At 65.1% G+C, this 22,995-nt stretch carries 23 protein-coding genes; 13 read left to right on the forward strand and 10 right to left on the reverse strand.

What is annotated here, in order from left to right; genetic code table 11:
* Positions 1–50 precede the first annotated feature (50 nt).
* The 3 genes from pyk (at position 51) to GVM20_RS04085 (ending at position 2,333) form a co-directional block, all read left to right on the forward strand.
* Positions 51–1,523 carry a pyruvate kinase gene (gene pyk, locus GVM20_RS04075; RefSeq protein ID WP_166546026.1) on the forward strand — a complete coding sequence of 491 codons (1,473 nt, stop codon included), beginning with the start codon at positions 51–53 and terminating at the stop codon, positions 1,521–1,523.
* Between the two features lie 97 nt (positions 1,524–1,620).
* Positions 1,621–1,935 carry an I78 family peptidase inhibitor gene (locus GVM20_RS04080; RefSeq protein ID WP_166546027.1) on the forward strand — a complete coding sequence of 105 codons (315 nt, stop codon included), beginning with the start codon at positions 1,621–1,623 and terminating at the stop codon, positions 1,933–1,935.
* 8 nt (positions 1,936–1,943) lie between these two features.
* Complete coding sequence (locus tag GVM20_RS04085) at positions 1,944–2,333, forward strand: RidA family protein (RefSeq protein WP_166546028.1); 390 nt, start codon at positions 1,944–1,946, stop codon at positions 2,331–2,333.
* 24 nt (positions 2,334–2,357) lie between these two features.
* Here the strand turns inward: GVM20_RS04085 and GVM20_RS04090 are convergent, their stop codons facing one another.
* Entirely contained in the window at positions 2,358–2,738 is a 381-nt protein-coding gene (locus GVM20_RS04090) for a hypothetical protein (protein WP_166546029.1), read from the reverse strand.
* Positions 2,739–2,863: 125 nt separating this feature from the next.
* Between GVM20_RS04090 and GVM20_RS04095 the strand changes: the two genes are divergently transcribed.
* The 5 genes from GVM20_RS04095 to mmsB all read left to right on the forward strand — a co-directional run bounded on the left by GVM20_RS04095 (position 2,864) and on the right by mmsB (position 7,253).
* Positions 2,864–4,009, forward strand: a complete 1,146-nt coding sequence (locus GVM20_RS04095) for an acyl-CoA dehydrogenase family protein (RefSeq protein ID WP_166546030.1) — start codon at positions 2,864–2,866, stop codon at positions 4,007–4,009.
* Positions 4,006–4,404, forward strand: coding sequence for a VOC family protein (locus GVM20_RS04100; protein WP_166546031.1), 399 nt, complete (start codon positions 4,006–4,008; stop codon positions 4,402–4,404). The genes GVM20_RS04095 and GVM20_RS04100 overlap by 4 nt, the downstream gene beginning before the upstream one ends.
* A complete protein-coding gene (locus GVM20_RS04105) occupies positions 4,401–5,459 on the forward strand; it encodes an enoyl-CoA hydratase/isomerase family protein (protein ID WP_166546032.1) in 1,059 nt (352 codons plus the stop codon). The genes GVM20_RS04100 and GVM20_RS04105 overlap by 4 nt, the downstream gene beginning before the upstream one ends.
* Before the next feature lie 103 nt (positions 5,460–5,562).
* Positions 5,563–6,360 carry an enoyl-CoA hydratase-related protein gene (locus GVM20_RS04110; RefSeq protein ID WP_166546033.1) on the forward strand — a complete coding sequence of 266 codons (798 nt, stop codon included), beginning with the start codon at positions 5,563–5,565 and terminating at the stop codon, positions 6,358–6,360.
* A gap of 26 nt (positions 6,361–6,386) precedes the next feature.
* The gene (gene mmsB, locus GVM20_RS04115) at positions 6,387–7,253 is read left to right on the forward strand and encodes a 3-hydroxyisobutyrate dehydrogenase (protein WP_166546034.1); all 867 of its coding nucleotides are present in this window, start codon (positions 6,387–6,389) and stop codon (positions 7,251–7,253) included.
* A 68-nt stretch (positions 7,254–7,321) separates the two neighbouring features.
* Here mmsB and wecB read toward each other — a convergent pair whose 3' ends face one another.
* From wecB to cysD, 5 genes are all read right to left on the reverse strand, one after another.
* Positions 7,322–8,473 (reverse strand): non-hydrolyzing UDP-N-acetylglucosamine 2-epimerase, encoded by a 1,152-nt coding sequence (gene wecB, locus GVM20_RS04120; RefSeq protein WP_353653099.1) that lies wholly within the window; start codon positions 8,471–8,473, stop codon positions 7,322–7,324.
* Positions 8,470–9,774: a UDP-N-acetyl-D-mannosamine dehydrogenase gene (gene wecC, locus GVM20_RS04125; RefSeq protein ID WP_199799443.1), complete on the reverse strand. Its 1,305-nt coding sequence runs from the start codon at positions 9,772–9,774 to the stop codon at positions 8,470–8,472. The genes wecB and wecC overlap by 4 nt, the downstream gene beginning before the upstream one ends.
* 106 nt (positions 9,775–9,880) lie before the next feature.
* On the reverse strand, positions 9,881–10,642 hold the full coding sequence (locus GVM20_RS04130) for a 3'(2'),5'-bisphosphate nucleotidase CysQ (protein WP_166546035.1): 762 nt from the start codon (positions 10,640–10,642) through the stop codon (positions 9,881–9,883).
* Positions 10,639–12,549, reverse strand: coding sequence for a sulfate adenylyltransferase subunit CysN (gene cysN / locus GVM20_RS04135; protein WP_166546036.1), 1,911 nt, complete (start codon positions 12,547–12,549; stop codon positions 10,639–10,641). Before cysN ends, GVM20_RS04130 begins: the two co-directional genes overlap by 4 nt.
* Positions 12,549–13,451 carry a sulfate adenylyltransferase subunit CysD gene (gene cysD, locus GVM20_RS04140; protein WP_166546037.1) on the reverse strand — a complete coding sequence of 301 codons (903 nt, stop codon included), beginning with the start codon at positions 13,449–13,451 and terminating at the stop codon, positions 12,549–12,551. Before cysD ends, cysN begins: the two co-directional genes overlap by 1 nt.
* 144 nt (positions 13,452–13,595) lie before the next feature.
* On the opposite strand from cysD, the gene GVM20_RS04145 reads away from it, so the two are divergent.
* Genes GVM20_RS04145 through GVM20_RS04155 form a run of 3 tightly spaced genes read left to right on the forward strand, consistent with a single transcriptional unit; the run spans position 13,596 to position 15,764 of the window.
* Positions 13,596–14,678, forward strand: coding sequence for a CaiB/BaiF CoA transferase family protein (locus tag GVM20_RS04145; protein ID WP_166546038.1), 1,083 nt, complete (start codon positions 13,596–13,598; stop codon positions 14,676–14,678).
* Positions 14,678–15,127, forward strand: a complete 450-nt coding sequence (locus tag GVM20_RS04150) for a MaoC family dehydratase (protein WP_166546039.1) — start codon at positions 14,678–14,680, stop codon at positions 15,125–15,127. Before GVM20_RS04145 ends, GVM20_RS04150 begins: the two co-directional genes overlap by 1 nt.
* 43 nt (positions 15,128–15,170) lie before the next feature.
* A complete protein-coding gene (locus GVM20_RS04155; protein ID WP_166546040.1) occupies positions 15,171–15,764 on the forward strand; it encodes an exopolysaccharide biosynthesis protein in 594 nt (197 codons plus the stop codon).
* Here GVM20_RS04155 and GVM20_RS04160 read toward each other — a convergent pair.
* The 4 genes from GVM20_RS04160 to GVM20_RS04175 are packed head-to-tail and all read right to left on the reverse strand — an operon-like array spanning position 15,761 to position 20,116.
* A complete protein-coding gene (locus GVM20_RS04160) occupies positions 15,761–17,179 on the reverse strand; it encodes an efflux transporter outer membrane subunit (protein WP_166546041.1) in 1,419 nt (472 codons plus the stop codon). The genes GVM20_RS04155 and GVM20_RS04160 overlap by 4 nt on opposite strands.
* 4 nt (positions 17,180–17,183) lie before the next feature.
* On the reverse strand, positions 17,184–18,182 hold the full coding sequence (locus tag GVM20_RS04165) for an efflux RND transporter periplasmic adaptor subunit (protein ID WP_166546042.1): 999 nt from the start codon (positions 18,180–18,182) through the stop codon (positions 17,184–17,186).
* Positions 18,183–18,233: 51 nt separating this feature from the next.
* Positions 18,234–18,965 carry an ABC transporter ATP-binding protein gene (locus tag GVM20_RS04170; RefSeq protein WP_166546043.1) on the reverse strand — a complete coding sequence of 244 codons (732 nt, stop codon included), beginning with the start codon at positions 18,963–18,965 and terminating at the stop codon, positions 18,234–18,236.
* Between the two features lie 14 nt (positions 18,966–18,979).
* Positions 18,980–20,116, reverse strand: a complete 1,137-nt coding sequence (locus GVM20_RS04175; RefSeq protein ID WP_166546044.1) for an ABC transporter permease — start codon at positions 20,114–20,116, stop codon at positions 18,980–18,982.
* Positions 20,117–20,304: 188 nt separating this feature from the next.
* Here GVM20_RS04175 and GVM20_RS04180 point away from each other — a divergent pair, with 188 nt between their 5' ends.
* Both GVM20_RS04180 and ftsH read left to right on the forward strand, forming a co-directional pair.
* A complete protein-coding gene (locus GVM20_RS04180) occupies positions 20,305–20,889 on the forward strand; it encodes a TetR/AcrR family transcriptional regulator (RefSeq protein WP_166546045.1) in 585 nt (194 codons plus the stop codon).
* Positions 20,890–20,996: 107 nt separating this feature from the next.
* A complete protein-coding gene (gene ftsH / locus GVM20_RS04185; protein WP_166546046.1) occupies positions 20,997–22,955 on the forward strand; it encodes an ATP-dependent zinc metalloprotease FtsH in 1,959 nt (652 codons plus the stop codon).
* Positions 22,956–22,995: the final 40 nt, after the last annotated feature.

Below are 22,995 nucleotides of genomic sequence, written 5' to 3' on the forward strand. Positions count from 1 at the left end.
AGTTGAAAAACGGGTGTGCCATAGGCGACCCTAACTAGGGATCACCAAAAATGTCACGACGCGATCAGTCACGGATCGACCCGCGCGGCCGCAAGGTCAAAATTCTCGCCACCATCGGACCCGCCAGCCGCTCGCCCGAGATGCTTGAGCGCTTGGTGCGGGCGGGGGCCGATGCCTTCCGCCTCAATATGAGCCACGGCACGCACGCCGATCACGAGGCGGCTGTGCACGCCATCCGGGCGCTCGAAAAGCAATTTGCCCGCCCGATTGCGATCCTCGCCGACCTGCAAGGGCCCAAGCTGCGCGTCGGCACCTTCAAGGATGGTCAGGCGGTGATCCGCCATTCGGGCCACTTCGTGCTCGACCGGGACGAGACGCCGGGCGACGAAAACCGCGTCTGCCTGCCGCACCCTGAACTGTTCGGGATCATGGAGCGCGGACAGCGCTTGCTGATCAATGACGGCAAGATCCGCCTGAAAGTGCTCGAATCCGATCGCAGCCGCATCCTGTGCAGCGCCGAGGTGGGCGGGGTGATCTCCGACCGCAAGGGCGTGAACGTCCCCGATGCCGAAGTGCCGATCCCGGCCCTCACCGAGAAAGACCGCCGCGATCTCGCCTTCGCCACCGAACACGGGGCGGACTGGATCGGTCTCAGCTTCGTCCAGCGGCCCGAGGATATCGCCGAGGCGCGCAAGCTGATAGGCACCCACGGCACCGCGATCTGCGCCAAGATCGAAAAGCCGCAAGCCGTCCACCGGCTCGATGCGATCATCGAACTGGCTGACGGCATCATGGTCGCGCGCGGGGACCTCGGCGTCGAGCTTGAACCCTACGAAGTGCCGCCGCTCCAGAAGCGCATCGTCAATGCGGCACGCCGCGCGGGCAAGCCGGTGATCGTGGCGACCCAGATGCTCGAATCGATGATCGAGGCCCCGACCCCGACCCGCGCAGAAGTCTCCGACGTCGCCAATGCGGTCTATGACGGGGCGGACGCCGTGATGCTCTCGGCCGAAAGCGCGGCGGGCGCCTGGCCGGAGGAATCGGTCGCGATGATGGACCGGATCGCGGTGCAGGTCGAACGGGACGAAGGCTACAAGGCGCGGGTGCGATTCCTTGATACGCCGCCCGATGCGACCACGTCCGACGCGCTGGCCCATGCCTGCATGACCATTGCCGACACCGTGCCCATTAGCGCGATCACGGTGTTCACCACCTCCGGTTCGACCGCGCGCCGGGTGGCGCGTGAGCGTCCGGCAACACCGGTGCTGGTGCTCACCCCCTCGATCCGCACGGCCCGCCGCATGGCGCTGCTGTGGGGCGCACACGCGGTGGCGACCAAGGATATCGGCAGCTTCGAAGAGATGATCGGCAAGGGCAAGCGCATGGCGCTGCGCCACAAGTTTGCCAGCGCCGGGGCCAAGCTGATCGTGCTCGCCGGGGTGCCGTTCGGGATGCCGGGGGCGACGAATCTGCTCCACGTGGTGAGCGTGACCGGCGACGAGCTGGAAAAGCACAAGGACTGACGCTGGCTTATGGCGCGATCTTCGCGCTGGTGCCTGTGAGTGCTTCAATCGCTGTCCGCCGCCTGATATGCACGCTCTGCATCCAAGGGAGGACGTAATGAAGCAGGCTATATTGGGGATCGCGACGCTCGCGCTGTCGGGCTGCGTGGTGAACATCAGCGACACAGCACCTGACGGGGCCGAGCCCGTGCCGCCGCCGCCTGCGCCGATGGTGTGCAATGCCGCCGCGGCCCAGTCCCATGTCGGCCGCAACGCATCGCAGTCCACCGGGGAAGCGATCATCAAAGACAGCGGCGCGCGGTCCTTGCGCTGGGGCCCGCCGAACGCGGCCTGGACGATGGATTACCGCGAGGACCGGGTGAATGTGCGTTACGATGCGCAGATGAAGATCGTCGAGATCACCTGCGGATGACGGGTGACATGGCGGCTCGGCGCAGGGTGACATCGGGCTCGCCCTACGAGGCGATCTTCGGTTTCGCTCGCGCGGTGCGGGAGGGCAATCGTATCATCGTCGCGGGCACCGGCCCGGTCGAACCGGATGGCTCCACCACGCCCGGCGATGCGGCCGCGCAGGCGACTCGGGTCTGCGCGATCATCGTTGCTGCGATTGAGGAATTGGGCGGCAGCGCGGCAGACGTGGTGCGCACCCGGATGCTGCTCACCGATCCCGCCGATCAGGATGCAGTGGGCGCGGTCCATGCACGGTTCTTCGGCGCGGCCCGTCCGGCGGCGACCATGGCCGGAGTGGCATGGCTGTGCCGCCCGGAATGGAAAATCGAGATCGAGGCTGAGGCGGTCGTCCGCGGTTGATCACGCGCCTGTCCTCCCGGCGCGCTAGCCCATAGCCGCCGCCAGCCGTGCTTCTACCAAGGCGATGAGGGCCGGCAGATCGGGCAGTGCATCAAGCTCCGCGGCGCTGACCAGCACCTCCGGCACCGGCGCTCGCCCGCCCAGCAGGATCACCGGCAAGGCCAGATCACCCACGACAGGCTGGCGGCGAAACTCGTCGCGGTAGAGGAACCGTGTCGGCAACCCGGTTCCGTCAAGGAACCGCCGCCACTCGCCCCGCATCGAGACCGCGCCATAGGTCAGCGCGCACAGGGAGCAGGGGTAGGTCGCTGGCGAAACGATTTTGTGCACCATGTCGCCGAACGCCGAAATCAGTCCACTCTTGGCGTTGTAAACGAAGATCAGGGTCGTCGTTGTGGTTATCATTCTGATAGATACGCCCCGTTCACTGATGCGGATTTGGCACGGACCCGCCACACTAGCAAATTTCCGCAAGCGATGATCCCGCGCCGCTCTTTTCGAGGGCGAACAAGGCGGCTAGAGCACCTGCCATGCACGGACAGTTTCAACTCACCGAAGACCAGCTTGCCATCCGCGAGGTTGCGCAGCGGTTCACCGCCGATCAGATCACGCCCCACGCGGCCGGGTGGGACGAGAAACATATCTTCCCGCGGGAGACGATCCAGCGCAGCGCCGAACTCGGCTTCGGCGCGATCTATGTCTCCGAACAATCGGGCGGCATCGGGCTCGGTCGGCTGGAAGCGGCGCTGATCATGGAGGCGATGGCCTATGGCTGCCCGTCGACCAGCGCCTTCATCTCGATCCACAATATGGCCGCGTGGATGATCGACCGTTTCGGCGGGGAGGCGGTGAAGGCGAAGTATCTCCCGAATCTCGTCACCATGGACACAATCGCCAGCTACTGCCTGACCGAACCTTCCAGCGGGTCGGACGCTTCGGCGCTGCGCACCACCGCGCGGCGGGACGGCGATCACTTCGTCCTCAACGGCACCAAGCAGTTCATCTCCGGCGCGGGCGCGAATGAGATTTACGTGGTGATGGTGCGCACCGGTGAGGATGGGCCCAAGGGCATTTCCTGCGTGGTCATCGAAAAGGACATGCCCGGCGTCAGCTTCGGCGCGCAGGAGAAGAAGCTTGGCTGGCACTCGCAGCCGACTGCGCAGCTCATCCTTGAAGATGTGCGCGTTCCCGTTGAAAACCTCGTCGGCGGCGAGGGTGAAGGCTTCCGCATCGCGATGATGGGGCTGGACGGCGGTCGGCTCAACATCGGCGCCTGCTCGCTCGGCGGGGCGCAGCGGTGTCTGGACGAAGCGATCCAGTACACCAAGGATCGCAAGCAGTTCGGGCAGGCCGTGGCCGAATTCCAGAACACCCAGTTCATGCTTGCCGACATGGCCACCGATCTGGAGGCCGCGCGCGCGCTGCTGTATCTTGCTGCCGCCAAGGTGACCGACAACGCGCCAGACAAGACGCGCTTCTCCGCGATGGCCAAGCGGCTGGCGACCGATAATGGCTCGTCCGTGGTCGACCGCGCGCTGCAATTGTTCGGCGGCTATGGCTACTTGCAGGATTATCCGATCGAGCGCTTCTGGCGCGACCTGCGCGTCCATTCGATCCTTGAAGGCACAAACCAGATCATGCGGATGGTGGTGGGCCGGGACTTGCTGCGCCAGTGAGCGCCGTGCGTCTTGCCCTGACGACATTGGTGGTGCCCGATTACGACGCAGGGATCGCATTCTGTGTCGGCGCGCTGGGCTTCGACCTGATCGAGGACACCGATATGGGCGCTGGCAAGCGCTGGGTCGTGGTCGGCGGAGCCGAGGGCGGGCGGTTGCTGATTGCGAAAGCCGCCAACGGCACGCAAGCCGCTGCGGTCGGCAATCAGACCGGCGGGCGAGTCGGCTTCTTTGCGCACACCGATGATTTTGCAGGTACCCATGCACGGCTTATCGATGCAGGGGTGCAGTTTCGCGAGCAACCGCGCCACGAGGCTTATGGCACAGTTGCCGTCTTCAGCGATCCGTTTGGCAATCGCTGGGACCTGATCGAACCGAAAGAACCGGGGCAATGACCGAAGACGTTCTCATCCGCACCAATGGCCCGATCGGCCATATCAGCCTTAATCGCCCCAAGGCGCTCCATGCACTGACGCTGGAGATGTGCCACGCAATGAGCGCGGCGCTGACGGCGTGGGCCGGCGACGACAGCATCAAGGCGGTGATCCTCGATCATGCCGAGGGGCGCGGTTTTTGTGCGGGGGGCGATATCGCCTTCCTGCGCAATTCGGCGCTGCATGATGGCGGCACGTCGGGACGGCGGTTCTTCCACGACGAGTACCAGCTCAACCACCAGATGTTCACCTATGGTAAGCCCATCGTCGCCTTCATGGACGGCATCACGATGGGTGGCGGCGTGGGCATTTCGCAGCCCGCGAAGTATCGCGTGGCGACCGAGAACACCCGCTTCGCCATGCCCGAAACCGGCATCGGGCTGTTCCCTGACGTGGGCGGCGGCTGGTATCTGTCGCGGCTGGGCCGCAGGCTCGGTCAGTTCCTGGCCTTGACGGGCGCGCGGCTCGATGGGGCCGAATGCCTGTGGACCGGACTTGCCACGCATTATGTCCCGCACAACATGGTTGAAGACTTGAAGGCGCGCATTCACGATCATCCCGATCGGATTTCGGGCATCCTCAGCGAGCCGGTCGGCACCCCTCCCAAAGCGCGGATTGAGTCTAACGCCGACAAGATCGCGAAGCATTTTGCGTCCGATTCCTATGAGGATATCCTCGCCAGCCTCGAAGTCGCTGCCGACGCTGGTGACGACTGGGCGATGAAGGAGCGCGACACGCTCGGCACCAAGAGCCCGCAGACCTGCAAGGTCGCACTGCGCCAGCTGGCGACAAGCGCGACCCTGACCGACTTTGCCGACAATATGCGGATGGAATACCGCATCGCCAGCCGCGTGCTGACCCGCCCGGATTTCGCCGAGGGCGTGCGCGCGGTGATCGTCGACAAGACCAATGATCCCAAATGGGACCCGGCCACCCCGGAAGGCGTGACGGAGGACTTGCTCGACGCAATCTTCGCGCCCCTCCCCGAGGGCGAGGAGTGGGTGCCGCTCCCCTAACTAATCCGTCATTCCCGCAGCTGCGGGAATCCAGCTAGGCTTCGCTGCAAGCCGCCCACCCAGATAGGCCCCCGACTTCGCGGGGGTGACGAGGAAGTCAGACATGGCCACCTACGAAACGATTCTCGCCGAAACCGATGCCCGCGGGACCAAGGGCGTCACGCTGCTGACGATCAACCGCCCGCAGGCGCTGAATGCGCTCAACTCCAAGGTTCTCGAAGAGCTGATCCACGCCTTTTCCGCCTATCAGGCCGATAGCACGCAGCTGTGCGCAATTCTGACCGGCAGCGGAGACAAGGCGTTCGCCGCCGGGGCCGACATCAAGGAAATGAGCGACAAGGCCGCGGCCGATTTCTTCCTCGAAGATTTCTTCAGCCCGTGGACGGCCGAGATCGTCAAGAAAACCCGCAAGCCGTGGATCGCGGCCGTCAACGGCTTCGCGCTGGGCGGCGGGTGCGAACTCGCCATGATGGCGGACTTCATCATCGCGTCGGACAAGGCGCGTTTCGGCCAGCCTGAAATCAAGCTTGGCGTGGCTCCCGGCATGGGCGGATCGCAGCGCCTGACCCGCGCGATCGGCAAGTCGAAGTCGATGGAAATGTGCCTCACCGGCCGGATGATGGATGCGACCGAGGCCGAGCGCAGCAACCTCGTCGCCCGCGTGGTGCCGCATGAGGAACTGATCGCCGAGACGCTCAAAACCGCGGCAACCATCGCCGGGATGCCGCCGATGGCCGTGATCGCCAACAAGGAAATGGTGAACTCGGCCTTCGAAATGACGCTCGATCAGGGCCTGATCGTGGAGCGCCGCATCTTCCAGATTCTCACCGCCTCCGAGGATAAGGCCGAAGGCATGGCGGCGTTTATCGAGAAGCGCGAAGGGCAGTGGAAGGGGCGTTGAGCCCCCCACAGGAGGAGAGGAGAGCCATGAAAATCGCCTTTATCGGCCTCGGCAACATGGGTGGCGGGATGGCTGCCAATCTGGTCAAGGCCGGGCACGACGTCCGCGCCTTCGACCTCAGCGAGCCCGCGCTTGCCGCCGCGCGCGGGGCCGGGTGTTCCACCTTCCCGACCGCCAAAGAAGCCTGCGAGGGGGCCGAGGCCGTCGTCTCGATGTTGCCCAACGGGGCAATCGTCAAACAGGTCTATTGGGACGATGTGATCGGCCACGCCCCCACAGGCGCGATCCTGCTCGACTGCTCGACCATCGACGTCGCCACCGCGCGCGAGGTGATCGAAGTGACGGAGGCGCATGGCTACCAGATGGTCGACGCGCCTGTCTCGGGCGGGATTGCGGCGGCCAATGGCGGGACGCTGACCTTCATGGTCGGCGGCTCTGACGCGGCCTTCGCCCGCGCCCAGCCGATCCTTGCCGCGATGGGCAAGGCGGTGATCCATGCCGGCGCAGCAGGTACGGGGCAAGCCGCCAAGATCTGCAACAATATGCTGCTCGCGATCCACATGATCGGCACCTGCGAAGCCTTTGCCATGGCGCAGAAACTGGGGCTGGACCCGCAGACATTCTACGACATTTCCAGCGTATCGAGCGGGCAGAACTGGTCGATGACGTCCTATTGCCCCGTTCCCGGCGTTGGCCCGGTGACCCCGGCGGACAACGACTATCAGGGCGGGTTCGCGGCAGGGTTGATGCTGAAAGACCTGCGCCTCGCCATGGAAGCGGCGCAAGGGGCGGGCGCAACGGTGGCGCTGGGTGAGCACGCCCGCGCGATCTACGAAGCCTTTGCCAAGGACAATGCGGGCACCGACTTCTCGGGCATTATCCGCACGCTTTGAGCTTTGCCAATCGCTGCGTTTTCGTCCCGAAGCTCGCCGCCTTGCGTGATTGCCGCTGAAGCGAAAGCCTAGCCGAACGCGCCCGCAATGATGTTGGCGATCTGGCGGCTGGCGGTGCCGTCGCCGTAGGGATTGTGCGCGCGGGACATGGCTTCATAGGCTGCAGGATCATCCAGCAGGCGCGATGTTTCCGCCACGATGACGGTAGCATCCGCGCCAACCAGCTTGGCTGTCCCGGCGGCGACGCCCTCAGGCCGCTCGGTCGTGTCGCGCATGACCAGCACCGGCTTGCCGAGGCTGGGGGCCTCTTCCTGGATGCCGCCGGAGTCGGTCAGCACGATGTCGCTTGCTGCCATCATCGCCACAAAATCAAGGTAATCCAGCGGGTTGATGAGCGCGATATTGTCGAGCCCCGCCAGCGCCGGTTGCATCACGCCGCCGACGTTGGGATTGGGGTGCAGCGGATAGATGATCGCCACATCTTTTCGTGCTGCAAGCATCTGTAAAGCTTGCGCAATCTGTGCCATCCCGGCCCCGAAATTCTCGCGCCGGTGGGCGGTGACGGCGATGATCCGCTTGCCCGCAAACCGCGCCTTGAGCGGGGCGATCGCGGGCGCCAGAGCGGGGTCGGCAGCGATCTTTGCTTGCGCGTAGAGCAGCGCGTCGATCACGGTGTTGCCGGTCACATGGATGCTGTTTTCACTGACGTTTTCAAGGCGTAACGCCTCGGCTGCCGTTGCGGTCGGGGCGAAATGGAGGTCGGCGATCACGCCTGTCACCTTGCGATTCACCTCTTCGGGCCAGGGCGAATAGATGTCGCCGCTGCGCAATCCGGCCTCGACATGGCCGACCGGAATGCGCCGGAAATAGCACGCCAGCGAGGCCATCATTGTCGTCAACGTGTCGCCATGCACCAGCACACGATCAGGCAACCACGCGTCCAAGACTGCACCAAACCGGGCAATGAGCCGCGCACTGAGCGCATCAAGCGACTGGTTCGGCTCCATCAGATCGAGATCGACGTCAGGCACCAGATCGGCCAGCGCCAGCACAGAATCGAGCAGCTCGCGGTGCTGCGCGGTCACGACAACCCGCACATCGAACCGCCCGGTTTCACGCATGGCGGCGACCACCGGGAACATCTTGATCGCTTCAGGCCGGGTGCCGAAGGTGACGAGAATGCGGGGTTTCCCGCGCGCCTCACTCGCCAAGCCGCTCACCGCCGCAGCATGCCGCGGGTATCGAACACCAGCTTGCCCGCCAGATCGGTCGGTGAGAGGTGTTTGAACGCGGTGTGATCGACCAGCACCACCACTATCTCCGCCTGCCGCAGTGCTGCGTCAAGTGTCACAAGGCTTGCGCCCGATCCGCCGAACGCGGGTGGCAATTCGTCGGTGAAGGGCTCGACCACCAATATGCGGTTCCCATGCGTGTGGGAAAGGCTTTCCGCGATTTCGAGGGCGGGGCTTTCGCGGAAGTCGTCGATGTCGGGCTTGAAGGCGAGCCCGAGCAGCGCGACCTTGCCTTCTGGCGCGGCGTCGAGCAGCGCGCGGATCTTGCTTTCAGTGTGGACCGCCTTGTGGTCATTGACCTCGCGCGCGGTGCGCACCAGCCGTGCAGCCTCAGGCGCGCCGGCGACCAGGAACCACGGGTCGACCGCGATGCAATGCCCGCCCACGCCGGGGCCCGGTTGCAGGATGTTGACGCGCGGGTGGCGGTTGGCGAGGCGGATCACCTCCCACACATCGACCCCGATCACATCGGCGATCATCGAGAGTTCGTTGGCAAAGGCGATATTCACGTCGCGGAAGCTGTTTTCGACCAGCTTGACCGTCTCGGCCACGCGCGCGGTGGTGGTGAGGCAATCGCCCTTCACGAAGCTGGTGTAGAGCACCGCCGCGCGTTCAGCGCAGGCCGGGGTGACGCCGCCGATCACGCGGTCATTATGCACCAGCTCATTGACGATGCGACCGGGCAGCACGCGCTCGGGGCAATAGGCCAGCGCAATGTCCGCCTCGTCTTCGCCGCCATCGCGCGGCACCACGAGGTCGGGGCGCAGCTCGCTGATAATCGCGGCGACGCGCTCGGTCGTACCGACCGGCGAGGTGCTTTCGACGATCACACAGGCTCCCGGCAAAATCCGGGGCGCAATCGCGCGGGCGGCGGCTTCGACATAGGAGATGTCGGGCGCATTGTCCGGCCCCAGCGGGGTCGGCACGGCGATCATGTAGAAACTGGCCGTCGGAACTTCGGTGGAAGCGACCAGCGTCTGCGCGGTGATCGCGTCATGCACCAGCTTGTCGAGATCGCGCTCCTCAATGTGCACGCCGCCCGCATTCACGGTGTCGACCACCTTCTGCGAAACATCGACGCCGCACACGCTCCAGCCGTAGCTGGCGAGCACTGCTGCGGTGGGCAGGCCGATATAGCCAAGGCCGATCACCGCAACCTGATGATCCGGTGCGGGATGGGCGAGGGCCTTGCGCCCGAGCGCGGCGGTGGCATCGAAAGGAGCATTCATGCGAGGTCGTGTCCCGGTTTTCAGCCGGAACATTGCCCGCAAAGCCCTTAAAATCGCGTTAGGCTTGCTGCGATTTTCACCATGCGACGTCCTGCTTGGGGCTCTGTCACTGGTTCCCAGCGATGCGCGCCACTTCGGCGAGCACCCGTTCGGCCCATTCGGCGCGGCAGATCAGAAGGTCGGGCATATAGGTTAGCGGCTGGTTGTAGACGAGCGGGCTGCCGTCGATGCGCGAGCAGTGGAGTCCGTGCGCCAGCGCCACGGCAACGGGTGCGCAGCTGTCCCATTCGTGCTGGCCGCCGGAGTGGAGATAGACCTCCGCCTCGCCCCTTACCACCGCCATCGCCTTGGCCCCGGCGCTGCCCATTGGCACCAACGTGCCGCCGAGCGCTTCAGCCACGGCCTCGGCCTCGGGCGCGGGGCGGCTGCGGCTGACGAGGAAGCGCGGGCGGTCGGCCATCGGCGGGAGGGTTTGCGGCTGGTCGGAGCGCAGCACCACGCCGCCATCAAGGTCAGGCAGTGCGACAGCGCCGATGCGGGCCACCCCGTCCACCGCCAGCGCGACATGCACCGCCCAATCGGCCCGCGCCTCGCCATATTCGCGGGTGCCATCGACCGGATCGACAATCCACACCCGGCTTTGCGAACAGCGCCGGGTATCGTCCTTTTCCTCCTCGGAGAGCAGGCCATCGTCGGGCCGCGCGGTGCGGATCGCGTCGCACAGCAGGCGGTTGGCAGCAGCATCACCCGCATCGCCCAGCGCCTTGCCGGTCAGACCCGATCCCGCGCGCACGTCGATTGCCAGTTGCCCCGCTGCGTAGGCGAGCCGTGCCGCCAGCGCGGCATCATCAAGATCGGCCAACGTCATTTGAGCGGGAGGATCTGCTGGATGATGTAGCGCGCGGCTTCCTCGGGCGTCATGTCGACCGTGTTGACCCGGATTTCCGGCGCCTCGGGCGGTTCATAGGGGCTGTCGATCCCGGTGAAGTTCTTGAGCTGGCCGGAGCGCGCCTTCTTATAGAGGCCCTTCACATCGCGCGCCTCGGCCACGCTGAGCGGGGTATCGACGAAGATCTCGATGAACTCGCCATCCGGCAGCATCTCGCGCACCAACTGCCGCTCGGCGCGGAAGGGCGAGATGAAGGCGGTGAGCACGATCAGTCCCGCATCCGCCATCAGTTTGGCGACCTCGCCCACCCGGCGGATATTCTCGATCCGGTCGGCCTCGGTAAAGCCGAGGTCGCGGTTGAGGCCGTGGCGGACATTGTCGCCATCGAGCAGGAAGGTGTGGCGGTTCATCACGAACAGCTGTTTTTCGACCTCGTTGGCGATGGTCGATTTGCCGCTGCCCGAAAGGCCGGTGAACCACAGCACCTTGGGCTTCTGGTTCTTCATGCCCGCGTGATCGTCGCGGGTGATCGCGACCGGCTGCCAATGGACATTATCGGCCCGGCGCAGGTTGAATTCGATCATCCCGGCGGCGACGGTCGCATTGGTGAACTTGTCGATCAGGATGAACCCGCCAAGCTGACGGTTCTGCGTATAGGGCTCGAAGGCGATCGGACGGTCGGTGGCGAATTCGGCGACCCCGATGGCATTGAGGGAGAGCGTCTTGGCAGCCAGATGTTCGAGGCTGTTGACGTCGATCTCGTATTTGGGCGGCTGGACCGTGGCGGTGACCATCTGCGTTCCGAGCTTGAGCCAATAGCCGCGTCCCGGCTTCAGCGCTTCCTCGTCCATCCACACGAAGGTGGCGCAGAACTGGTCGGAGGCCTGCGGCGGATCGCCCGCTGCGGCGATGAGGTCGCCGCGCGAGCAATCAACCTCGTCGGCGAGGGTGAGGGTGACGGACTGGCCCGCGACGGCTTCGTCCAGATCACCGTCGAAGGTCCTGATCGTCTTGACCGTGCTGGTCTTGCCCGAAGGCACGATCCGCACCGCATCACCGGGGCGCACAACGCCGCTGGCGATCTGACCCGCGAAGCCACGGAAGTCGAGATTGGGGCGATTGACCCACTGCACCGGCATGCGGAACGGCTGGGTTTGCGCGGCGGCGGCATCGACCTCCACCGTTTCCAGGTGCTCGATCAGAGCGGGGCCGGAATACCACGGGGTGTTGGCGGACAGCGCGGTGATATTGTCGCCCTTGAAGCCCGAGATCGGGATCGCCGTGAAGGCGGTGATGCCGATGCTGGTGGCAAAAACGCGGTAGTCGGCAAGGATCGCGTCGAACGTCGCCTGATCATAGCCGACCAGATCCATCTTGTTCACAGCCAGCACCACATGGCGGATGCCGAGCAGGTGGACGAGATAGGAGTGCCGCCGCGTCTGTTGCAGCACGCCCTTCCGCGCATCGATCAGGATCACGGCCAGATCGGCGGTCGAGGCGCCGGTCACCATGTTGCGGGTATATTGTTCGTGCCCCGGCGTGTCGGCGACAATGAACTTGCGCTTTTCGGTCGTGAAGAAGCGGTAGGCAACGTCGATCGTGATGCCCTGCTCGCGCTCGGCAGCAAGGCCATCGACCAGCAGCGCAAAGTCGATCTCCTGCCCTTGCGTGCCGTGCTTGATGCTGTCGCTTTCCAGCGCGGCGAGCTGGTCTTCGAAGATCATCTTGGAATCGTACAGCAGCCGCCCGATCAGGGTCGACTTGCCATCATCCACGCTGCCGCAGGTGATGAACCGCAGCAGGCTCTTGTGCTGGTGCTGTTCGAGATAGGCGTCGATATCCTCGGCGATGAGGGCGTCGGTCTGGAAGGAGGACTGGTCGTTCATCAAAAATACCCCTCCTGCTTCTTGTCTTCCATCGAAGCCGACTGCCCCTTGTCGATCGCGCGACCCTGCCGTTCCGATCCGGTGGCGAGCAGCATTTCCTGGATGATGTCGTTCATTTCCGTCGCGTCGCTCTCCGTCGCGCCGGTCAGCGGGTAGCAGCCCAGCGTGCGGAAGCGCACCGAACGGGTGACGGGCTCCTCGCCCGGCTCCAGCCGGAAGCGGTCATCATCGACGACAAGGATCATCCCGTCACGCTGCACTGTGGGGCGCGGCTTGCTGAAATAGAGCGGCACGATGTCGATGTTTTCCAGCGCGATATATTGCCAGATGTCGAGCTCGGTCCAGTTCGAGATCGGGAAGACGCGGATGCTTTCGCCCTTGGTCTTCTTGGCGTTGTAGAGGTTCCACAGCTCCGGGCGCTGGTTCTTCGGGTCCCAGCGGTGCGCGGCGCTGCGGAAGCTGAAGATGCGCTCCTTGGCGCGGGCCTTTTCCTCGTCGCGCCGCCCACCGCCGAAGGCCGCGTCGAAGCCGTGTTCGGTCAGCGCGCGCTTGAGGGGATCGGTCAGCTGGGCCTGCGAATAAAGCGCGCTGCCGGTGTCGAAGGGGTTGATGCCCTGCGCTTCGGCGTCGTCGTTCTTGGCGATGATCAGCTTCAGCCCATATTCGCGCACCGTCTTGTCGCGGTGGGCGAGCAGATCGCCGAAATCCCACCCGCTCGCCACGTGCAGCATCGGGAAGGGCGGCGGCGCGGGGTAGAAGGCCTTGCGCGCCAGATGCAGCATCACGGACGAATCCTTGCCCACCGAATAGAGCATAACCGGGTTCTCCGCCTCGGCCACGACTTCGCGGAAGATATGGATGCTCTCGGCCTCAAGCCGTTCGAGATGGGTCAGACTGCGCATGGAGGTGCAGGTAAAGACTGCGCGGCCTGCCACAAGCAATTTTGCCTTTGCGCCGCGATGGAGCGCCTTGGGCTGCGGCTGGCAATGTGGAGACTTGCTCTTGGCTTTGCGGCGCGCTTAAGGCTGGCCGAAAGGGAGAGACATATGAGCCATCCGTCCGGGCCGCTTGCGGGCCTTCGCGTTCTTGAATTCAGCGGAATCGGCCCCGGCCCGCATGTGGCGATGCTGCTGGCGGATCTCGGCGCCGAAGTGGTGCGGATCGACCGGCCGGGGGCGGGCGTCAGCAATCCGTTGGTGGAGCGCGCGCGGCATCGGCTGGCGGTTGATCTGAAAAGCGATGAGGGCAAAGCAGCCGTGCGCGCCGCTGCGGCCAGCGCCGACGTGCTGATCGAAGGCTTCCGCCCCGGCGTGATGGAGCGGCTGGGGCTGGGGCCGGACGTGCTGCTCGAAGCCAACCCGCGCCTTGTCTATGCGCGGATGACCGGCTGGGGACAGGAAGGCCCGCTCGCGCAGGCCGCGGGGCATGACATCAATTACATCGCCATCACCGGCGCCTTGTCGGCTGTCGGCAAGGCGGGTGAGCCTGCCACGCCGCCGCAGAACCTGGTCGGCGATTTCGGCGGCGGGTCGATGTATTGCGCCTTCGGGATCATGGCCGCGCTCTATGAACGCGAAAAATCGGGCAAGGGGCAGGTGGTCGACGCCGCGATTGTCGACGGAGCGACGAGCCTGATGAGCTTCTTCTTCGGCGTGCGCCACCTGCCGCACCTCAGCACGCAGCGCGGCCAGGGAATGCTCGGCGGCGCGGCGCATTTCTACCGCTGCTTCCGCTGCGCGGACGGGAAGGAAATCTCGCTGGGGTCGATCGAGCCGCAGTTCTATGCCGAGATGCTCCAGCGCACCGGCGCGCCCGCAGAACTGGCGCAGGGCCAGATGATCCCGACCAATTGGGACGATTACGCCGGGAAGCTGGCGGCGCTGTTCCTGACCAAGACGCAGGCCGAATGGTGCGCCTTGCTCGAAGGCACCGATGCCTGCTTTGCCCCGGTGCTCGGCATTGATGAGGCGCGTGAACACCCGCACATGCAGGCGCGCGGCGCCTATGTGGAGCATGACGGGATGTGGCACACCGCGCCCGCCCCGCGCTTCAGCCGCACGCCGGGCGCTGTGCGGTCGAGCGCGGATGATGGAGCCGATGTGGTCGCGCGCTGGACGGAGCAGGGCTGATGGCCGGCAAGTTCTTCGACGAATGGGTGGTGGGTGAGCGGATCGAGCATGAAATCCGCCGTACCGTGACCGAGACCGACAACCTGCTGTTCTCGACCATGACCCACAACCCCCAGCCGCTGCATCTGGACGTCGAGGCGGCCAAGGCGAGCGGCTATGGGCAGATTTTGGTCAATTCGACCTTCACCTTCAGCCTGCTGGTCGGGCTGTCGGTGGGTGATACGACGCTCGGCACGCTGGTTGCCAATCTCGGCTTCGACAAGGTCGTCACCCCCAAGCCGGTGTTCATCGGCGATACCCTGCGCGCGGTTAGCGAGGTGAAGGAGCTGCGCGAAAGCAAATCCCGCCCCGATGCGGGGATCGTCACCTGGACCCACGAAATGTGGAACCAGCGCGATGAAGTGGTGTGCCGCTGCGACAGGTCGGCACTCATCAAACGCAAGGGCTGAACAATCGCAGGTGCGGATGCGTTACCCCGCCAAGGAGTGACGCATGGGCAAGAGCAAGCAGGCCGACAGTGTCGGCGATGTGGTCGACGGGATCGAGCGCATTGCCGAGGCTGAGGACGAGGTTTCGATCGACGATCTGCTGGAAGAGTTCGGCGACCGCTCGTTTGCACCGCTGATGCTGATCCTCGCGCTCATCGGAGTGTCCCCGGTGGGCGCAATCCCGAGCGTGCCGACCATCATCGCCTTGTGCATCGCCCTGATTGCAGCGCAGATGGCGTGGGGACGCAAGCATGTCTGGTTGCCGGGATTCATTACCCGGCGGGGGGTCGGTTCGGACCGGCTGACCAAGGGTGCCGACACGCTCGACACCATTGCCCAAGTACTCGACCGGATTGCCAAAGGTCGCTTGAAGTCACTTGCCAGCGGCCCCGCACGCCGCGTGGTGGCAGGACTTATCGTGGTGCTGTGCCTTGCCCTGCCAGTGTTGGAGCTGGTGCCCTTTGCCGCCGCCGCGCCCTTCCTCGCCATTGCGATCCTGTCGCTGGCAATGATGGTGCGCGACGGACTTGTGTTGCTGATCGGCGGTGCGGTCGCCGTGGTAGCGCTCGGTTACGGAGTGTACTGGTTCGCGGCCTAGCTGGCGCTGGCCGGTTCGCCGCCCAACGCCTGCCACAGCGCGATCCGCGCGCGCTGCGCCCGGCCCAGCGCAGCAGCGGCGCGTTCGCCGCTGGCATCGGCGGCGCGGCGGGCTTCGAGCACTTCGAGGAAGCTGGCGAGGCCCGCGCGGTAGCGGGTTTCAGCGAGGCTCGCCGCGCGGGTCAGCTGATCGCGTTCGGCGACCGAAAGCCGCGCTTCGTTATCGGCAGCAGTGACCACGCCGTAAGCGGCCTCGGCATCGCCCAGCGCGGTGAACACCGCCCCGCGATAGGCGGCGAACGCGGCGCGCTTGTCCGCAGCGGCGGCATCGATCCCGGCACCAACACGTCCGAAATCGAGCAGCGGGCCGGCGATCCCGGCGGTCAGCGTCCCGATGATCGAATCGCTGTCGAAGAAATCCTCAGGATCGAAGGCGAGCAGCCCGATCACGCCGGACAGTGTGATGCGCGGGAAGCGCGCGCGGGCGGCGGCGGCGAGATCAGCGTCGCTTGCGGCAAGGTTGGCGGCGGCAGCGGCAACGTCGGGCCGGTTGGCGAGCAGGTCGGACGGTAATCCGGCAGGTGCGGGTGCGGGGGCCAGCACGGGTGCGGGGGCGGCGAGCGCGGCGCGGACACTGGCGCCGTCCTGCCCGGTCAAGGTCACCAGCCGCCCGATCAGGCGCGCGCGTTCGCTATCCAGTGCGGCGAGGCGCACGGCGGAGGAACTTGCGGTCGCTTCGGCCCGGACGCGGTCGAACCCCGGGGCAATCCCGGCATCTTCTCGCACCTTGGCAAGGCTGGCGAGCTGGCGTGCGGCCGTGCCGTCAGCTTCAATCGCGGCGGCGCGGGCATCGAGCACGCGCCAATCGGTGACGCTGGCCGCGATCTCTGCCAGCAGCGCCAGTCGCACGCCTTGCGCCTGCGCGCTGGCCGCGTCGATCCGGGCAATGGCGGCGCGTTCCTGCGCTTTCAATTGGCCGAACAGGTCAGGGTCCCAGCTGGCGACGATATTCGCGCCATAGGAGGATTGTTCGCGCGGGATGAAGCCCTGCTGGCCCGCCTGCCCGAACTGCGCCGGGTTGATGCGGTTGCGGGTGACATCGCCATCGGCGGTGATGTTGGGCAGCCGGTCGGCCCCGGCGCGGCGTGCGCCGGCGCGGGCGCTGTCGATCCGGGCGAGCGCTTCGGCGAGGCTCGGCCCTTCGGCAATGGCCGCCTCGGAGAGCGTCCGCCACGCTGGATCGCCCTGGGGCATCAGCGCGGCAAGCTCCGCTCCGGCCGCGCTGTCGGGCTGGTAGAAGAAGGCAGGCGGAAGATCGGGCGCCGGGGTGGCGATTTCCGGCGCGGGGTTGGCGATGCAGGCGGCCAGCGTCAACGGCAGCAGGGCTGCGGTGAGGGCGGAGGGCAGGCGGCGCATCGCCTCAGTTCCCCTGCTTGGCAGGCTGGCCCGAAGCAGACCCAGACTTGGCGGGGATGAAGGCGTCGATCTGCTGACCGACCCGGAAAGCATCCGACGGCGGCAGCGCATAGATCAGCTGAAGCACCCGGACATCGACCCGTTCCGCCGCCGAGTTGGTGAGCGAGCGCTTGGGCACCACTTGCGGTTCGGCCCGCACGAAGGTGGCGTTGACATGCAGCTCCGCTGCACCGCGCGGGGAGACGACCGCCGGTTCGCCCAGAGCGACACGCGCCACTTCGTTCTCGTCGATGTCGACGCGGACGTGGAGCGGATTGGTCTCGCCCATCTGGATGAAGGGCTGGCTGTTGCCGCCGCCCTGCGTGGCGACGAATTCGCCGGGGCGGATGTTGACCGCGAGGATCTCGCCCGCAATCGGTGCGCGGACCACGAGCCGCTCGATCTCGGTGCGGGCAGCGGCAGCAGCGGATTGCGAGGCGGCAAGGCGCGCACGGGCAAGGCCGAGGCGGCTGGTCGCGGCGGCTTCCTCACCCTCGGCGCGGATCACTTCGGCGCGGCTGACCGCAGCCGGATCGGAGAGGTTGCGATAAAGCGCCAGCTGTTCGCGGGCGGTTTTCTGCGCGGCGCTGGCTTCGGCGATCGAAGCGCGCGCTTCGTTGATCGCGGCAGCGGCCTGATCGAGACTTGCTCGCGCGGCGCGGGCATCGACCGTGAACAGCACCTCGCCCTTGGCCACCCGGTCACCCGGACGCACGCGGACATCGGTGACAAGGCCCGACAAGGCCGAGCCGATGTCGATCACTTCGCTCGACGGCTCGACAATCCCGGCGCCCGCCACGCGCGGCTGGTCAGCCAGCTTGCCGACCGCCTTGGGGGGCTGTTCGACCGGCTCGGACGTGGAGCGGTCAGGCAGGCCGACGAAGATCAGCCAGGCGCCGATGGCGACACCGATCAGCGCGGCAATCGGCAGGATCTGGCGGGCAAAGCTTAGATTGCGGAACATGGCGTCCTCGGCGGATTCAGGAGGGAGAGGGAGAGGGTGTTGTGGGCGACATCAATGGCCATCAGGCATTTCCTTGCCGTCATGGGTGATGCGCCCGTCTTCCAGCACGATGATGCGGTCAGCGAGATCGAAGATGCGGTTGTCGTGGGTCACGATGATGCAGGCCCGGTCCGGCGCAACCGCGACTTCGCGCAGCAGGTCCATCACCCGCCGGCCTGACGAGGCATCAAGCGCGGCGGTCGGCTCGTCACAGACCACCAGTCGCGGTTCGTGCACCAGCGCGCGGGCGATGGCGACGCGCTGCTGCTGCCCGCCCGAAAGTTGGCGCGGCAGCTTGTCCGCCTGATTGCCGATATTGAGCTTGTCGAGCAGCACCTTGGCCCGTTCACGCGCTTCCTCGCGCGGCATCCCTTGCGCGATCAGCGGGACGGCGGCGTTGCTGGCAACGTCGATCGACGGGATCAGGTTGTACTGCTGGAAAATGAAGCCGATGTTGTTGAGCCGGAACTTGACCAGATCGGTGTCCGACAGCTTGTAGATGTCGGTGCCGAACACTTTCACCTCGCCCTCGGTCGGCCACAGGATGCCACACATGATCGAGATCAGCGTCGTCTTGCCCGAGCCGCTTTCGCCCACGACATAGGTCATCTCGCCCGGGCGGATGTCGGTGTTGATGTCGTGCAGTACGCGGATGGTGGTCTGCCCGGCCTCGAAATCGCGGGAGATGCCGCGCGCGCAGATTGCCGCTTCGGGCGCGCAGCCGCCGATTGTTGTCGTGTCCATGATCGTTTCCCCGCTCACCTGAACACCGACGCCGGTTCGGTATTGAGAACGCTGCGGATCGCGATCAGACCGGTGATGGCGAGGATCACCACCACCGCGGCAAAGCTGATCAGCGGGATCTGCCAGGGGATGTAGAAGCCCTTGAAGAACGGATTGGCGCTGAACCCCTTGATGAAAGCGACCGTGCCGACCACGCCCAGCGCATAACCGATGATGCCGACCATCCCGGCCTGCGCTGCGACCATCTGGACGATCTTGGAGTTGGTGACGCCGATCGCTTTCAGTGCGCCGAACTGTTTGATGTTGTCGCGCAGGAACAGGCTGAACGTCAGGCCGACAATCGCCACGCCGACAACGAAGCCGAGGAACACGGTGATGCCGAAATTGGTCGGGATGCCGGTGTTCTCGATGATGAAGTTGACGCCGGCCTGCGAGAATTCCTCGCGAGTCTCGGCCTTCAACCCGGTCTCGGCCTCGATCCGCGCGGCGACCTGTTCGGGTGTCTGCCCTTCGCTCACGCCGACGAGCACGAAGCTCAGCCGGTTGCGGGTGCCGGGGACGAAGTTCAGCGCGTTGGAATAGCGGGTGTAGAGCACCACGGTGCTGGTGAAGCTCGGGATCGAATCCGCGATGCCGCGAATGACGGCGCGCTGGTCATTGAGTTCGAGTCGCTCACCAATCGGGTTCTGTTCGGGCGGGAAGAAGCGGGTGGTTCCGGTGTCATCGATCACCACGCTGTCCGGCGCGAACATCACCGACTTGTCGCCTTTGGCCATGCGTTCGGGCAGGCCGATCAGCGTCGAATCGTCGACCCCGATCACTGCCACGCCTTCGAGATCGCCGTCCGCCGTGCGCACATTGGCGACCGCGCGCAGATGCGGCACGGCCCATTCCACCCCCTCGACCGAGCGCACCCGGTCCAGCGCGGTGCCGGGCATGGCGTAGCTGACATCGGTGGTGCGGCTGACCGGGTCCATCACCCACACTTCGGCCTCCGGCGCGTTGTAAACACCGCTGGCCCCACGCTCGACCAGATTGACGAAGATCGTCATCTGCTGGGTGATGAGGAGAGTGGAAAAACCGATACCGAACAACAGCCCATAGAACTTCTGGGCGTCCCCGGTGAGCATCCTGATGGCGATCCAGAGCACGTGCGGGGAACCTCTGCGACAAGGGAGGGTTGCAATCCCGGGCGGTAAGGCCCAGATACTGAACGGTAACGTTTAACTGAACGGGGCCGTTCATTTTGTCAAGCTGCGGTTCATCAGTTTCTAAAAAAAACTTATCCGGTTGCAAGCCGGCGCGCAAGCCCGGTCGTCCTCTTGATGCCGCCAAGCGCATGGCGATTGTCGAAACTGCGGCGCAGCATTTCTTTGAGCACGGCTACGCTGCGACCGCGATCGAGCAGGTCGCCGCTGATGCAGGCGTGTCCAAGGTGACGATCTACAATCAGTTCGGCGACAAGCGCGCGCTGTTCACCGCAGCGGTCGAATGCGAATGCGAAAAGATGCGCGGGCATTTCTCGCTTGAGGGCACCGTCCAAGGCACGATCCGGGAGCGGCTCACAGCGATCGGCCAGGCAATTTACGCCTTCCTGTCCCGCCCGGAAATGATCCAGTTCGAACGCCGCATCGCCGCCGAAACCGAAGTGGAGCCCGCCATCGGCGCGGCGTTTCTCGAAGCCGGGCCGTGGCGGATGAAGCATGGCTTTGCGGCCTATCTCAGCCGGGCAGTGACCGCAGGCGAGTTGGTGATCCCCGACCCCTTGCTGGCGGCCGAGCAATTCGTGTCGATGTGCAAGGGCATGGGCGATCTCGAACGTCGCTTCGGTGCCTTTGTCTCCCCGGAAGCGCGTGATCATCGTATCGCTGGCGCAGTTGAGGTGTTCCTCGCCGCCTATGGCCCGCGCGCGACGGATCGATAATTCGCATCACGCTGTTCGAAAATTAGCATCATGCGCCAGCTTGCGCATTATCTTGCCATTCACCGTGCGCATCCTACATTGCAGGCTGACGAAAGGAATCCCTTGCAATGAGTCAGCAAAACGATCCCCAGCCGCAAGGCGACGGCCCCAACCCTTGGGTCAAGCAGCTGATGATTTGGGGCGGAATCTTTCTGGCCCTGCTGCTGGTGGTGACCATGTTCAGCAACGCGGGCCAGACCACGGGCGCCGCGATCCGCTATTCCGACTTCCGCGCCGCTGTCGCCGAAGGCGAAGTGCAGGACGTGCAGATGGGCGCCGAGCTCATCACCGGAACGCTCAAGAATGGCGAGCCGTTCAGCACCGTTCCGGTGCCCAATGATGTCGAAATCACCAAGCTGATGGAAGACAACGGCGTGCGCTTCACCGGCACGCAGCGTGAAGGGCAGAACGTCCTTCTGTTCATCCTGCTCAATTCCCTCCCGTTCCTGCTGATCCTCGGCATCGCGTTCTTCGCACTGCGTCAGGTGCAGAAAGGCGGCGGCGGCGGCGCGATGGGCTTCGGCAAGTCCAAGGCCAAGCTGCTGACCGAACGTTCGGGCAAAGTGACCTTCGATGATGTCGCCGGCATTGATGAAGCGCGTGAGGAATTGCAGGAAATCGTCGAGTTCCTGCGCGATCCGCAGCGTTTCTCCAAGCTCGGCGGCCAGATCCCCAAGGGCGCGCTGCTGGTCGGCTCGCCCGGTACCGGCAAGACCTTGCTCGCCCGTGCCATTGCGGGTGAGGCAGGCGTGCCGTTCTTCACCATCTCGGGTTCGGACTTTGTTGAGATGTTCGTCGGCGTCGGCGCTAGCCGCGTGCGTGACATGTTCGAACAGGCCAAGAAGAATGCGCCCTGCATCGTCTTCATCGACGAAATCGACGCCGTGGGCCGTTCGCGCGGCAATGGCCTCGGCAACTCGAATGACGAGCGCGAGCAGACGCTGAACCAGCTGCTGGTCGAAATGGACGGGTTTGAAGCCAACGAAGGCATCATCATCATCGCCGCGACCAACCGTCCCGACGTGCTCGATCCGGCGCTGCTGCGTCCGGGCCGCTTCGATCGTCAGGTTGTCGTGCCGATCCCCGATATCGATGGCCGCGAGAAGATCCTCGCGGTGCACATGAAGAAGGTGCCGCTGGCTCCCGACGTCAATTCGCGTGTGATTGCGCGCGGCACGCCGGGCTTCTCGGGCGCCGATCTGGCCAACCTCGTCAACGAAGCCGCCCTGCTGGCCGCACGCCGTAACAAGCGGCTGGTGGCGATGCAGGAGTTCGAGGACGCCAAGGACAAGGTCATGATGGGCGCCGAGCGTCGCAGCATGGTCATGACCGATGATGAAAAGCGGATGACCGCCTATCACGAAGCCGGTCACGCGATCGTCTCGGTGCATGAGCCCGCGTCTGATCCGATCCACAAGGCCACCATCATTCCGCGCGGCCGCGCGCTGGGCATGGTGATGCGCCTGCCGGAGCGGGACAGCTATTCCTACCACCGGGACAAGATGCACGCGAACCTCTCGGTTTCGATGGGTGGCCGCGTGGCAGAAGAGATCATCTTCGGCCATGACAAGGTCAGCTCCGGCGCTTCGTCGGACATCCAGTATGCGACCAAACTGGCGCGCAGCATGGTGACCCAGTGGGGCATGTCGGACAAGCTCGGTCCGCTCCAGTACGAGGAACAGTCCGAGGGCTATCTGGGTTACGGGGCCTCGCAGCGGACATTCCGTTCGGGCCAGACCAACGAGTTGATCGATAACGAGATCAAGAGCCTGGTCGAAGGGGCTCATGCCCGCGCCACCGACATCCTCAAGACGCATGAGGATCAGCTGCACCTCCTCGCTCAGGCGCTGCTCGAATACGAGACGCTGAATGGCGAGGAGATCAACTCGCTGCTCGAAAACGGCAAGATCGACCGTCCCGACACCCCGCGCGGACTCAGCGTTCCGGCGCAGGTGCGCGGCTCGGCGATCCCCAAGGCGGGCAAGCGCTTCGGCGGCAAGCCGGACGAGGCACCGCAGGGCGCCTGATCCTCCGCAACGAACAACAAAGGCGCCGGGAGCAATTCCG

Source organism: Porphyrobacter sp. SLTP (assembly GCF_009905735.1).
In the GTDB taxonomy this organism is placed as follows: domain Bacteria; phylum Pseudomonadota; class Alphaproteobacteria; order Sphingomonadales; family Sphingomonadaceae; genus Erythrobacter.

Bases quoted from the DNA above. Each gene is read 5' to 3' on its own strand.
- pyk (WP_166546026.1), top strand. From the start codon at position 51: ATGTCACGACGCGATCAGTCACGGATCGACCCGCGCGGCCGCAAGGTC.
- GVM20_RS04080 (WP_166546027.1), top strand. From the start codon at position 1,621: ATGAAGCAGGCTATATTGGGGATCGCGACGCTCGCGCTGTCGGGCTGC.
- GVM20_RS04085 (WP_166546028.1), top strand. From the start codon at position 1,944: ATGGCGGCTCGGCGCAGGGTGACATCGGGCTCGCCCTACGAGGCGATC.
- GVM20_RS04090 (WP_166546029.1), bottom strand. From the start codon at position 2,738: ATGATAACCACAACGACGACCCTGATCTTCGTTTACAACGCCAAGAGT.
- GVM20_RS04095 (WP_166546030.1), top strand. From the start codon at position 2,864: ATGCACGGACAGTTTCAACTCACCGAAGACCAGCTTGCCATCCGCGAG.
- GVM20_RS04105 (WP_166546032.1), top strand. From the start codon at position 4,401: ATGACCGAAGACGTTCTCATCCGCACCAATGGCCCGATCGGCCATATC.
- GVM20_RS04110 (WP_166546033.1), top strand. From the start codon at position 5,563: ATGGCCACCTACGAAACGATTCTCGCCGAAACCGATGCCCGCGGGACC.
- mmsB (WP_166546034.1), top strand. From the start codon at position 6,387: ATGAAAATCGCCTTTATCGGCCTCGGCAACATGGGTGGCGGGATGGCT.
- wecC (WP_199799443.1), bottom strand. From the start codon at position 9,774: ATGAATGCTCCTTTCGATGCCACCGCCGCGCTCGGGCGCAAGGCCCTC.
- GVM20_RS04130 (WP_166546035.1), bottom strand. From the start codon at position 10,642: ATGACGTTGGCCGATCTTGATGATGCCGCGCTGGCGGCACGGCTCGCC.
- cysN (WP_166546036.1), bottom strand. From the start codon at position 12,549: ATGAACGACCAGTCCTCCTTCCAGACCGACGCCCTCATCGCCGAGGAT.
- cysD (WP_166546037.1), bottom strand. From the start codon at position 13,451: ATGCGCAGTCTGACCCATCTCGAACGGCTTGAGGCCGAGAGCATCCAT.
- GVM20_RS04145 (WP_166546038.1), top strand. From the start codon at position 13,596: ATGAGCCATCCGTCCGGGCCGCTTGCGGGCCTTCGCGTTCTTGAATTC.
- GVM20_RS04150 (WP_166546039.1), top strand. From the start codon at position 14,678: ATGGCCGGCAAGTTCTTCGACGAATGGGTGGTGGGTGAGCGGATCGAG.
- GVM20_RS04155 (WP_166546040.1), top strand. From the start codon at position 15,171: ATGGGCAAGAGCAAGCAGGCCGACAGTGTCGGCGATGTGGTCGACGGG.
- GVM20_RS04160 (WP_166546041.1), bottom strand. From the start codon at position 17,179: ATGCGCCGCCTGCCCTCCGCCCTCACCGCAGCCCTGCTGCCGTTGACG.
- GVM20_RS04165 (WP_166546042.1), bottom strand. From the start codon at position 18,182: ATGTTCCGCAATCTAAGCTTTGCCCGCCAGATCCTGCCGATTGCCGCG.
- GVM20_RS04170 (WP_166546043.1), bottom strand. From the start codon at position 18,965: ATGGACACGACAACAATCGGCGGCTGCGCGCCCGAAGCGGCAATCTGC.
- GVM20_RS04180 (WP_166546045.1), top strand. From the start codon at position 20,305: ATGGCGATTGTCGAAACTGCGGCGCAGCATTTCTTTGAGCACGGCTAC.
- ftsH (WP_166546046.1), top strand. From the start codon at position 20,997: ATGAGTCAGCAAAACGATCCCCAGCCGCAAGGCGACGGCCCCAACCCT.